The organism is Rhizobium sp. NFR07 (assembly GCF_900111905.1).
In the GTDB taxonomy this organism is placed as follows: Bacteria; Pseudomonadota; Alphaproteobacteria; order Rhizobiales; family Rhizobiaceae; genus Neorhizobium.
Window position 1 is genome coordinate 150,156 of sequence record NZ_FOKM01000006.1, and the last position, 12,430, is coordinate 162,585.

9 protein-coding genes are annotated in these 12,430 nt (G+C 60.3%); 2 read left to right on the top strand and 7 right to left on the bottom strand.

Features of this window, described 5'->3' with window-relative positions; translation table 11 throughout:
• The first annotated feature begins 118 nt into the window (after nt 1-118).
• A complete protein-coding gene (locus BM216_RS14490; protein ID WP_092999899.1) occupies nt 119-1,000 on the top strand; it encodes an AraC family transcriptional regulator in 882 nt (293 codons plus the stop codon).
• Nucleotides 1,001-1,030: 30 nt separating this feature from the next.
• Here the strand turns inward: BM216_RS14490 and BM216_RS14495 are convergent, their stop codons facing one another.
• The 7 genes from BM216_RS14495 to BM216_RS14525 all read right to left on the bottom strand — a co-directional run bounded on the left by BM216_RS14495 (nt 1,031) and on the right by BM216_RS14525 (nt 11,308).
• Nucleotides 1,031-2,368, bottom strand: coding sequence for an HlyD family type I secretion periplasmic adaptor subunit (locus BM216_RS14495; protein WP_244530179.1), 1,338 nt, complete (start codon nt 2,366-2,368; stop codon nt 1,031-1,033).
• Nucleotides 2,349-4,163, bottom strand: coding sequence for a type I secretion system permease/ATPase (locus tag BM216_RS14500; protein WP_092999900.1), 1,815 nt, complete (start codon nt 4,161-4,163; stop codon nt 2,349-2,351). The genes BM216_RS14495 and BM216_RS14500 overlap by 20 nt, the downstream gene beginning before the upstream one ends.
• Before the next feature lie 17 nt (nt 4,164-4,180).
• Nucleotides 4,181-4,966 (bottom strand): hemolysin, encoded by a 786-nt coding sequence (locus tag BM216_RS14505; RefSeq protein WP_092999901.1) that lies wholly within the window; start codon nt 4,964-4,966, stop codon nt 4,181-4,183.
• A gap of 115 nt (nt 4,967-5,081) precedes the next feature.
• Nucleotides 5,082-7,664 (bottom strand): TonB-dependent receptor, encoded by a 2,583-nt coding sequence (locus BM216_RS14510; RefSeq protein WP_177230794.1) that lies wholly within the window; start codon nt 7,662-7,664, stop codon nt 5,082-5,084.
• Between the two features lie 268 nt (nt 7,665-7,932).
• The gene (locus tag BM216_RS14515) at nt 7,933-8,937 is read right to left on the bottom strand and encodes a FecR family protein (RefSeq protein WP_092999903.1); all 1,005 of its coding nucleotides are present in this window, start codon (nt 8,935-8,937) and stop codon (nt 7,933-7,935) included.
• Nucleotides 8,938-9,012: 75 nt separating this feature from the next.
• The gene (locus BM216_RS14520; protein WP_092999904.1) at nt 9,013-9,522 is read right to left on the bottom strand and encodes an RNA polymerase sigma factor; all 510 of its coding nucleotides are present in this window, start codon (nt 9,520-9,522) and stop codon (nt 9,013-9,015) included.
• 283 nt (nt 9,523-9,805) lie between these two features.
• Complete coding sequence (locus BM216_RS14525) at nt 9,806-11,308, bottom strand: ABC transporter substrate-binding protein (RefSeq protein WP_092999905.1); 1,503 nt, start codon at nt 11,306-11,308, stop codon at nt 9,806-9,808.
• Between the two features lie 342 nt (nt 11,309-11,650).
• On the opposite strand from BM216_RS14525, the gene BM216_RS14530 reads away from it, so the two are divergent.
• Entirely contained in the window at nt 11,651-12,430 is a 780-nt protein-coding gene (locus BM216_RS14530; protein WP_092999906.1) for a GntR family transcriptional regulator, read from the top strand.

Here is a 12,430-nt window from a genome sequence, read left to right on the forward strand (position 1 = left end):
TCGGGGAGACTTGAAGCTAGAATTGAGCGGTCTTCAGCGCTCACCCATTCCTCTCTGAAACTTGCCTATTTCTGCTTCGCTCTTGCGATGCAGCCTTCGGCCTGTCACGGTCGCTGCCATGGAGAAGCAACTTCAGGAACTGCGCCATCTCGCCTCGCCGGCCGAAAATCGCCGGACGGACACAGGCATTCCCCGCGTGGCGATGGTGCAGGGAGAGATTCCGCGGCATCGGCTCTCGGCCGTCTACGAGCCGATGATCAACCTGATCCTGACCGGTTCGAAAACGATGACGGTCGGCGAACGGACTTTGGCCTACAATCCTGCCACCTATTTCGTCATGTCGGTCGATCTTCCGGCGGTGGGTGCGGTACATCCGTCGGCCACGGGGGAGCCGTATCTGGCGGTCAGCCTGACGCTTCATCCACCGACGGTCGCAAAGCTCATCAGCGACCTGCCCGAGCAGACTAGCAGCAGGCCGTTCAGCTCAGGCTTCTCGATCGCTCCGGTCAGCGACGAGCTTCTCGATGCCTGGGTGCGCATGCTTCGGCTGATGGGTCAGCCCGCCGAGATTGCCGCACTCGCGCCCGCCTACGAACGAGAGATCCTGTTCCGGGTGCTGCAGGGGCCTCTGGGTTGGATGCTGAGGGATATTGCAGCGCCGGACGCGGCGCTTGCGCGGATCGGCATTGCGATCCAGTGGATCCGAGAGAACTTCGCAAGGCCTCTGCGAGTTGAGGCGCTTGCGGAAATGGCGGCCTTGAGCGTCTCTGCGTTCCATCGTCACTTCAAGGCTGTAACGACGCTGAGCCCGATCCAGTACCAGAAGCAAGTCCGGCTGCTGCATGCGCGGACGCTTCTGATGGCTGGCGAAGGCAATGCGACATCGGTGGCCTTCGGGGTCGGATACGAAAGCCCGAACCAGTTCAGCCGCGAATACGCCCGTCAGTTCGGTCTGCCACCTTCAAAGGATGTGTTACGGTTGCGCGGTGAGGCAGCCTGACCGGATGAAAAGCGGATCTCCGCCCGCCGATTACTCCTCGCGAAAGGCGTGGCTGACCTGGTCCGACAACGGCTTCATCAGATAGGACAGCGCACTACGCTCACCCGTCTGGATAAGCGCCTCGGCGGGCATTCCGGGAACCAGTTTCAGTTCGCCAAGCTTTGCCACTTCATGGGCCGCAACCGAGAGCCGGATCAGGTAATAGGACGCTCCCGACCGCTGGTCCGTCGTCAGGTCCGCCGCCACCCGCGTGACATGCGCATTGAGTTCTGGCGTCGTGCGCAGGCTGAAGGCCGACATGCGCAGGACGGCGGGTTGGCCAAGATGGATCTGATCGATATCCTTCGGCAGCACTTGCACCTCCAGCGCCAGATCGTCTCCTTCCGGCACGATCAGCATGATCGGATCGGCTGGGGAAACGACGCCACCCACTGTGTGGACGGCAAGCTGGTGCACCGTACCGGACTGCGGCGCGACGATATCGATCCGTTTCAATTCATCCTCGGCGGCGACCCGGCGCTCGATGAATTCGCCGAGTTGCGCCTGAACCTCGCGTAGTTCCTTCCCCACCTCCGCCTTGAGATCCTGGTCGATCTGCAGGATCTGCAGCCTTGTTTCGGAAATGCGGCCCGATGCCTGCGCCTGGAAGGCGATCTTCTCACCGCGCTCGCCGCCGAAAGTAGCAACCTGTGTCTTGAGGCCGTTGAGCCGCTGGTCCGAGACGATGCCCTGCATGCGAAGCGATGAAAGTGCGGCGATTTCCTTGTCGAGAACCTCTATGCCCTGCTGGAACGCATCTTCCTGCGCCTTCAGGCCGCGGATTTCGTGTTCGAATTGGGTGATGCGCTCGCGGAGCTGAGCCTTGTGCCCCGCCCTCGATTGTCGGCGAAATTCGAACAGCCGCGTTTCGCTGCGCAATGCGGCCGCAACGTCAGGATTATCCTGCCGCTCGACAAGCCAATCGGGGAAGCCGACCACTTCAAGATCGTCGCGTTCCGCCTCGAGCCGCGCCAGGCGTGCCGTCAGCTCGTCGATGCGTCGCGTGACGATGGCGAGGCTGGCTCGGGTCTGGGTGGCGTCGAGCCGCATGACGATATCGCCGGCATGCACCGCGGCACCTTCGCGAACCGCAATTTCGCCGACCACACCACCGGTAGGGTGCTGAACCTTCTTGACGTAGCTATCGACGACGAAATGCCCGCCTGCGACGACCGCACCGGCGAGGCTGGTGGTGGCCGCCCAGGTCGTTCCGCCACCAACTAGGACAATGCAGGAAAATACGCCGGCCAGGAGGTGCCTGCGGATGGAACGGGATACCCCGTATTCGAGCTCACTGCCCGGCGTCTTGTCATTCCGATCGTGCATCATGGCTTGCTCCCTTGGTACCCGCCTCCAGATTGGCCACCACGCGCAGCGGAACCACGCCCTGTCCCGTCACGCTGAAGCCCTGCGAGGCAGCGGGCGCTTCCTTCTTCAAGACCGCGGCGAGCACGGCGTCCCGAGGGCCGAACGCCTTCATCTGTCCGCCATCCATCATCAAGACCATGTCGCAGGCCGCGATGGCGCTCGGCCGATGCGCGACGATGACGGCAATGCCGCCGCGCTCGCGCACCGAGGCAATCGCCTTCACAACCGCCGCCTCACCGTCCGTGTCGAGATTGGCATTCGGCTCGTCGAGCACGACCAGGAAAGGATTGCGATAGAGTGCCCGCGCAAGACCAATTCGCTGCCGTTGTCCGGCAGAAAGCGCCGATCCCGCCTCGCCGATCTGTGTCTCGTAGCCCAATTCGAAACGCAGGATGAGTTCATGAGCGCCGGCGGCACGGGCAGCCTCGACAATCGCTTCTGGATCAGCATCGTCCTCGAAGCGGGCAATGTTCTGCGCGATACTGCCATCGAAAAGTTCCACGCCTTGCGGCAGATAGCCGATGTGGCCCCCCAGGAGCTCGCGATCCCATTGTTCCAGGCTGGCACCGTCAAGCCGGACTTTCCCGACGGCCGGAGACCACGCGCCGACCAGGATGCGTGACAGGGTCGATTTGCCGGAACCCGATGGGCCGATCACACCCAGTGCGCTACCGGCAGACACCGCGAACTGGATGCCGACGACCGATGGCCTGGTCGAACCGGGCGGAACGATCGTGGCGCTCTCCACCCGCAACTCCCGCACCGGCGAAGGTAGAAGCATCGAGGGCACCACAGGCGGCATTTTTGCCAGCAGCGCCTCGAGACGGGTCATGCTCTGCCGCGCCATCAGAAACGGTTTCCAGCTCGATATCGCCAGATCGACCGGCGCGAGCGCCCGCCCCATCATGATCGAGCTTGCGATCATCACCCCGGCCGTCACCTCCTGGCGGATAACCAGCCAGGCGCCGACGCCAAGCATCGCCGACTGGATGACGAGACGCATCGATCTGGAAATGCCGCCAAGCGTCGCTGCGACGTCGCCGGCGCGTCGATTGGCTCCGAGATAGGCGGAGTTCGACGTCTGCCATTGCGCAGCCAGGCGCCTTCCCAACCCCATGGATGCGATGACTTCCGCATTGCGCCGAGCAGCCTCCAGCCCGCCGCTGCGGACGGCGTTGGACTGGGCTATGTCCCGTGCCGGCTTTTGCGAAAGCGAATTGGTGATGAGTGTCAGCGCAATCAGGATCAGGGCCCCGACAAACGCAGTGATACCGATCCAGACATGAAACAGGAAGCAGATGCCGAGATAGAGCGGCATCCAGGGCAGATCAAAGAAAGCGGTCGGTCCCTGGCTCCCAAGGAAGCCACGGGCATTGTCGAGGTCACGTAAAGGCTGCAGCCCGTCTCCCGGCATACGCGTGATCAGCGGCAGCCGCACGACGGCCTGAAAGACATGATCGGAGAGGCGCCGATCAAGACGCTCGCCGACGCGCAGGAGAACACGCGCACGAATGACGTCGAGCACGCATTGCACGGCAAAGAGGCCGGCGGTGAGGATCGCCAGCCCGACAAGCGTCGGCACGCTGCCGCTTGCCAGTACGCGGTCATAGACCTGGAGCATGAACAGCGGCGAGGTCAGTGCCAGAACGTTTACAACGCCGCTGATCAGGGCTATCGCGAGGATAGCCAGTCTGGAGGCCGGGACGACCGTCGCAGCGTTGAGCTGCGACGGCGCCTGTTGGGAAAAACCGAACAAGTTTCGAAACCGTGGGTTCAAGCGACGAATTCGAAGTTGCCGGCAACCAGATTGGTCCTGGTCACGTTGGCGAGCGTGATTTCGCCAAGCGAACCAAGATCGATCACGGTGTTGGCGCCGACCTGGGACGAGGCGGCATAAACTTCCGCAAAGGTGTCGAAGGCCGTGCTCTGCAGGGCGAAGATCAGGTAATCGCCGTTGGCGCCCGCCGTAAAGCCGGTGACCGTATCGTTGCCAATCGTGGAGGACAGCGCACCGTCGATATCGCGATCGAAGATGAAGCGATCGCGGCCAGCGCCACCGTTCAGCGTATCATTGCCGTCGAAGCTGTAGAGCGTGTCGGCAAGGGTCGTACCATTCTGCACCGTGCCGACTTCACCGAAGTAGTCGTAGAGGCCCGGCTGTGCGTTGCCGCTTGCCGACGTGATGCCGGTGAAGCTGCCACCATGCGAAAGCGAGTAGATGGCGCCCGTAAACGTTGCATTCGGGGCATCGCCGAGCTGCACGGTGAGGCCCGTTGAAGCCAGGCTGTAACCGGTCAGGACGGAGCCGTTGAGATCCGTTCCGAACTGCAGGTTGTTGACGGAGCCGGTAAACCCACCTGGCGGAACGTAGGCGAAGTTGCCGTTCATGATGACGCCGGTATTGGTCGTGCCCTCGGTATTGCCGGCAGACCATTGCGTAGCCGCAGCAAAGCTGGGGCTGAACGCGCCATTGCCTTCATAGCCGAAATTGGCCGTCCAATTGTTGAAATAGCTGACCATATCACGATTGGTCAGTGTCAGATTGATAGTCGCAACCATGTTCATCTCCTTGGTTTGCACTATTGTTTGCCTCGGCGGCAAACCTCGTTTTCGCGGCTCCCTAGTGCCCGCGAACGCTCGTTTGCGCCGGCCGGCAAGACCGGCGCCAATGTCGTCAGAACCTCATTTTCAGTGATGCCGTGTAGGTACGCCCCGGTGCGGGATAGGATTCGATGCCGAGCGACGGCACATAGAACTCGTCGGTCAGATTGGAGATGCCGAAACGGAGCTTGGCCTGCGGTGTCACGTCGAAGGAACCGTAGAGGTCGTAGGTCGTGTAGGTCGCGTTGGTGTAGCCACTCAACTGGCCGAAGCCGGTCGCGGTCTCACTCACATGGTTCAGGCGCGCACCGAGCACCAGGCGTTCGTCAAAAAGCCGTACACCCGCATCGATCGTCAATTTTTCCCTTGGTGGCAGGTACAGGATGGTAGGATCCGGCGTGCTGTCGATACCGCCTGCGTCCGGATTTTGTATTGGCGTATAGCTGTCGGCCCAATCGGTATCGATATAGGTGTAGGAGCCACCGACGTAGAAGGAACCGGCATCATAGTTGGCTTCAATCTCCAGCCCCCGCATCTTGGTCGTTCCATCCAGATTGACCGACATGATGTAGGATTGATCCCGGCCTATGGGGTCGTAGTAATTGTAGCCTTGAGAAATGTAGTCCTTGATGTCTCGCCTGAAGTAGACAGCCTTCATGCGAAAGGCATCGCCTGACGTAAATATGCCGTCCTGGGCGATATTGACGCCAAGCTCCCAAGTCTCGCCGCGCTCGGGCCGTAAATATGGGTACGGCGCGTTCTCGAAAGGCAGTCCCGGATGGCCACCGGAGAGGAGTGCTTCGAATACGGCCGGAGGCCTGTAGCTGCGTGAGTAACTTACGAACGGCTGCAGCCATTCGACAGGCTTGACCGCGATCGTTGCCGAAGGAAGCCAGGCACCATCAGACTGATCGACATCGACCGGGATCGCATCGATAACCTGCGCCGGTCCGCCGGGATCTCCCCACGACCAGCACTCGGCCGGAATGTATAGGAAGCCTGGTCCAGGATTAGGCTGTCCACCGTCGATAATGACGCCCGTCGTCTCATTTATATAGATGCCGTTTGTATCGGGCGTGCCGTCGCTATCGATATCCGCCCATTGCTGGCAGTTGCTGGGCGGGTTGTTGACCGTCCTCCGGTTCTGCACCAGGGTCGAACCCCACAGACGGTAGTGGTCGTAGCGAAGACCGCCGGTGAGAGTAAGCCAATCCTCATGCTGCAGCGTGGCGCTGGTAAAGGCGCTCGCGACCCATCGCTTGCCGGGCGCATTCGCGCCGACCAGTCCCCAGCCTCCGTCGAATCCCTGGTCGACCGCCGGCGGCGTCAGGCTTTCCGTCTCGCCATTGTCCTGGTAGGCCTCTACCCCGTAATGCCAGGCCAATTCACCGACCGGCAGGTTGAACCAGCTGGTATTCTCCAAGCTGCCGCCGAAGCTTTTCATCCCGTAGGAATAATCCTCGAAATAGCTGCTCCCGGTGTCTATATCGACGTATTCGCGGGACTCGTCATTGGACGTGTCGTTGTACCAGAGCTTTAACCGGGCATCGATGAGTTCGGATTCCGGATCGAATTCGAATGTCGCCGTGAACGTGTCGTTGAGGTAGCCTTGGTCATTGGTGCGTAAACCATTGCCGCCAGTCGCCCCATCGCCTTTATAATGCATCCAAGAGCCGGTGAAGCTCAGATCATCGGTGATATCCCACTCCGCTTTAAGAAGCGTGTTGAGTGTTTCACGGGAGGAGAAGAGAACGCTGTCGTCAACCACGGTCTGGTCCGGCAAATCGTCCGGGCGGCCACGGCGGCCAACATCGTAGTCACCGATCTTGCGCTTGGCGACGCCGCCGACGAGCGAGAACGTATCGGAAAATCGTATCGCACCGACCGCCGAACCAACGAAATCGTATGCGTTGGTGCCGGTTTCGGTCTGGACCTCGCCGCCGAAATTCTTGCCGTCCTCCAAGAGATCATCCGCGCTGACGGTACGGAAGTCCACAGCGCCGCCAAGAGAGCCCGCGCCGCCGACACCGTCGACACCGCCCTTTTCGATATCGATTTCACGGATGAAGGCGGTATCGACCAGGATCTGCTGATAGCCGCCATGGCCGGAGCGTTGAAAATTCTGTCGGGCGCCGTCAATGCTGGTCGTCACGCGCCCCATATCCTGCAGCCCGCGCAGATTGATGGCAATGCCCGGTTTCTGGCCCTCGGCGCGATTGGTGATCAAGCCCGACACAGTATCGAGCACATCCGCAGCACTGCGCGCGGCCGGTGTGTTCTCGATCGCCTGACGGGTGACGATGCTTACGGCGGCGGGCGTCTCGTAGACCTCGTCCGGCGTCCCCTGATACCCGCGCCCCAAGCGACCGCGACGAAGGACGATCGGATCCAGCGCCGTCCCATCGCCACCGGCCGCGGCACCCTCGGAATTCAGGATGGCCTCACCGGCCTGACCGAAACTGTAGGTGACGCCGGTGCCTTCGAGCATCAGCCTCAGAGCCTCGGCTGCGGTGTAGTTGCCGCGAATGGGCCTTGTGGTCACGTTCGCGCCGGCACCGGCCGGGAGACTGACCTGAATGCCTGACTGCCTGTTGAAGGTGCTGATCGCGCTGGCCACGGGGAGTGCCGGAATATCGTATGCCCTGGCCTGGCGCATGGTAGCGCTCTGCCTAGCCGGCGCCTGTTGGGCATATGCATAGTCAAAACCGCCAAACTGAAGCGCGACCAGCGCCGTTGTCGCAAACAAACTCCTGGCGATACGCGCCCGACGGCTCGCCCCCGATACCCACACTCTCATCGTGTCCCTTTGTCCCCAATTTCAAGGCTTCAGAGGAAGCCCTGAAATCTAGACAAACGTAGTCATGATTTTTTCCGGATTTTTTCGAAGATTCTTGAAAAAAGATTACGGCAAGCGTCAGCGCACGTTAGAAGCGCGCGATCACCCGACCGAAGCCAGCGATGTGATGGACTTTGCCGCCAAACGGGCTGACAAGCGCTACGAGCGCCTGATCAGGGTCCGACAGATCATAGATCCCGGTAACGCGGGTCTGCGAAAGATCACGATCCGGTACCGATATCCAGGCGGGATGATAGCGCTGGATGCTCTCGATCACCTCGGCGACGCTGGCATTCACGACAAAAAGCCGACCGCTGCGCCAGATGCCGATATCATCGGTTGCGATCCGCTCGATGCTCATCTTGCCGGTCCGGCGCTCGACTGTCAGCTGCTCTCCCGGAACAAGCGCCTGTGTGGGACCGGCGTCGCCGCTCAAAGACGCATTCACAGCCCCGCTGGCAAGTGAAACCCGTGTTGCAAGATCATCGAGTTTTACATCGAATTCAGTGCCCACGACCCGAACATCGAGACCTTGCGCGTCCACGACAAAGGGCCGCGCCGTATTATGGGTGACGGTGAAGAAAGCCTCACCCGCCAGCAGTTCGACATGGCGCTCGCCAGCCGAGAAATCGACCCGGATCGCACTGTCCGCACCGAGCTGCACAATGCTTCCGTCCTCCAGCGTCACACTGCGGCTTTCTGCGGTGGACGTTTTGTAGTCGGCCTGCCATCGGATCATGAAGCCCGGCACGACGGCAAAGGCGGCAAGCCCAAGAATGGCTGCGGCTACCGTCCCGGCTGCAATCCTGAAGCCAGATTTCTGCCATCCGGGCCGACGCCGCGCATGCGGCTTGAGGTCAGGAGCACCTGGGAGAACCGCGCGAGGCGTTGTCAGACGCTGGTAGTGAGGCTCTGCGGCCTCCAGCATCCCCCACATGGCCTGAATGTCGGCCCAGGCATCCATGTGTTGCGGCGAGGTCATCAACCAACGTTCGAACGCGTCGTCACGACAGTGCGGGCCATTGAGTTCCAAAAGCCACGCAGCAGCCTCCTCGCGGATTCTGTCCTCGCTACTGAGATTGTCTGAAGTCATTCGCCGCCGTCCAAGCTTACGGGGATCATCCCCGCTTTAGAAACATAGACAAACAACGTCGTGATTTTTTCCATCTTACTTGAAGCCCGCATTCAATTGTTTCGCCAAGCTTGCCATTGCCGATGTCAACGCCCGATGGACACTCGTCACCGACATGTCCAACCTGTTGGCGATTTCCTGCAGCGTGTAGCCGTCAAACCTGTGCATTTCGACGATCATGCGGGCCTTGTCGGGCAGCGCCTGCAATGCGGTTGCGAGAAGCCTCATCTGGTCGTTGTTGACCGTCTGCTGCTCCGGGGACGGCGTCCTGAGCGGCTGGATCCATTCTGGCGCGTGCTCGGTCGCCTGCTCCAGCTCGTAGCGCTGCCGCCTGCGCCGGTTGATGGCGAGGTTCCGCACCATCGTTCGAAGATAGGCGATCGGCGATTCGACATTATTCAAACTGTCGGGCCGGAGCTTTGTGAAAGCCTCCTGAACCACTTCTTCGGCTTCATCCCGAGAGCCGATGAATGAAGCGGCGTAAGACACCAGGGTGGCACGATGCGCGGCATACATCACCTTCCTGATGTCGTCTTCGACGCTCATTTACGAATACCGTCCTGAAAATATCGACAGTCCTATAGGCGAGATCGGCCACGTTCGGTAGATATCATGATTATTATTCTCATATTTATGATCATACCAAAAGCTTGGCATCTACGATCAGAGCCAAACCACAGATTTGGCGGCGAGACATATTTGCCGCTGGAAAGAAGGCAGTCGCATCGAGACTGCCCCCGGTTTCCACCTTGAGTACGACGCATATTTAATGCGCCGTTTGAGAAAGGCATGCACACAGAAGTGTACCGGCGAAACTCCTCACCCCGCGTCAGTCAGTCCAGCGAATGCGGTTCAGGAAGATGCTTTCGTTGGGCGTGGGTGTGAAGTTGACCTGTTCGGCCGCCCCGTAGACGACGGAGGCCTGGTAAAGCGGGATGACGTAGTTTTCCGCGTTCACCTTCTCATGGACCTTCTTGTATGCCGCAAGCCGCTCTTCTTCGGACAGCGACTTGCGGGCGAGATCGAGGGCCCCATCAATCTCCGCATCCTTGACGCTGGACCATCCGCTCGACGAGTGCAGCAGGGGATAAAGGATGCCGTCCGCATCCTGGCAGCCACAGCTCCAGCGGCTGAAGGCTATGGCGGGGATGACGCCGGGGCCGCCCTGCATCTGCTTCAGCCAGTTCGGCATGTCGGTCATCTCGATCTCGACCTTCATGCCGGCATCGTTCAGCATCTGCTGTATGGCCTGGACGACCCGCTGATCGTAGACCGGCGAGGTGAGGAGTTTGATGGGCGTATCGGCACCCGGTGTCGAACTGATGATCTCCTTGGCCTTTGCCGCGTCATACGGCGGTTCGGCGATCCCCTCGACCCAGCCCATATGGGCGGGAGAAGCGATCTGCGGCACCGGCTTTTCGCCTGTCGCGAGGATGCCCTCAGCGATGCCGACCTTGTCGAGCGCCATGGCGATCGCTTCCCGCACCTCCGGCTTGTCGAGCGGCGCCTTGGTAACGTTCATGCCGAGATAGGCGACGCGCTCGGTATTGCCGACCAGCGCCTTGCCCTTGCCGGACGCCTCGATCTGCGCCACGAGGTCACCGTTCAGATAGGTGACGAGATCGCTTGCCCCGGCCTGCAGGTTGGCGACCCGGGTTGCGGCATCAGGCACGGCACGGAAGGCCACTTTCGGAAAAGCGCCCTTGTCGCCCCAATAGCCGTCATTGCGGCTGAGAGTTACTTCGACGCCGCGCTGCCACGTCTCAAATTTGTAAGGCCCGGATCCTACCGGGCTCTCGTTGAACGCATCCTTGCCGACCTTTTCGACGACAGTCTTCGGCACGATGGATAGCTTGACGAGCTGCGCGAAGAGCGGCGGATATGGACCGTTGGTAGTGAGCGTCACCGTCGTCGCATCATCGGCAACCGCATCGGTGACCTGGTTGAACTGGCCAAGCTGAGGGCTGGCAAATGCGGGATCGGTGATCCGCTTGACGGAGAAAGCCACATCCTCGGCGGTCAGCTTGCTGCCGTCATGAAAGCTCACGTCGTCGCGGATCTTGAAGCGGATCTGCGTATCAGAGACGTATTCCCAACTTGTCGCGACCTGCGCGACGATCTTTCCCTCATCGTCGCGGGTGATCAGGTTGTCGAATACGTTGCGGTAGACATTGTAGCTGTCGGGATTCCACTGGACATGGGGATCGAGCGATGACGGCTCGCCCGGCAGGTCGATGACGAAGAGATCCTTCGAAGCGTTAGCCGAAGACGGCAGGATGATCGTGGTCGCGGCAACAAGAAGTGCCGAGATGAGACGGCGGTGCGATAGCATGAGCTGTTCCCTTGAACTGAGATTGGTTCATTCCTCTGAAGACGCCTTATCTGTGGATCGCCGCCCGGCGCAGGCGGGCGATATTTTTCATTAATTGAGATGTCAAAATTATATTTCTGATACATCATTACCAGATGTTGACATCTTAAATTCCAGCATGCAATCCTTAATCTCGAGGTGAACAAAAGCCGGTTCACAAACGGCCGCAAGAGCCGAAAGTACCGGCAAGGCGAGCTATCGCCGCATACTGGGAATCTGCTTTGACAAGCATGGCAAACCTGACAATGAAAGCGTTGGAAGACGGTCACTTCGGCTGTCAATGCTTGCGATTGAGATGCCAGAATGCTTGATAACGATGCTTATTCCTCTCCGACCCCTGGTCTTGCAAAGGGTCTTTCGGCGGAGCAGACGCTCCGCAGCGCAATTGTGCATTGCGTCCTGGGGCCCGGTGAAATTCTTTCCGAAGCGAAACTCTGCGATGAGTTCGCGATTGGTCGTGGAGCGGTACGCACCGCGCTCCAGCGACTTCAGGCCAGCGGCCTTGTCTCGGCCTCCGCGCGCAGCGGTTGGCAGGTCTCGCCGGTTTCCGCTGCTGAAATCCGCGAAGTCATCGCTGCAAGGCGCCACCTTGAGCGCCTGCTCGCCAATGTCACCTTGAGCGAGCCGGACCAGACCCATGTTTCCCGGCTTTGCGACATGTATACCGCGCTGCATGGCCGCAGCGATCCTTCCCTTGACCTTCAGGGCACCTTGCGGCGCGCCGAGCGCGATCTTCTCGCGCTGCTCGCCGGACGCCTCAACATGCCGACAGTGGCCGGATGGCTTCTGGATCTATGGGACCGTTCCGCGCGCCTCGTGACATTTTTCGAAGGCCGCAGCACGATCAAGTTCAAGGGCGCAGACCGAGCCCTGCTCGGCGCCTTTCTGCTCGCCGGAGATCGCGATGGCGCGGAAACGCATCTCGCCCAGGCAACGGATCAGCTCGAGGCCTATCTCGCGGCGCGCTTTCTCGAATCCTCTGCCGTGCTCGATGAACCCGCCTTGCGACGCAAGCGGGCGAAGAAGGTCACGACAGAGAAAACCGAAATTCAACCGAACCAGGAACGAACAAGGACGAACTGA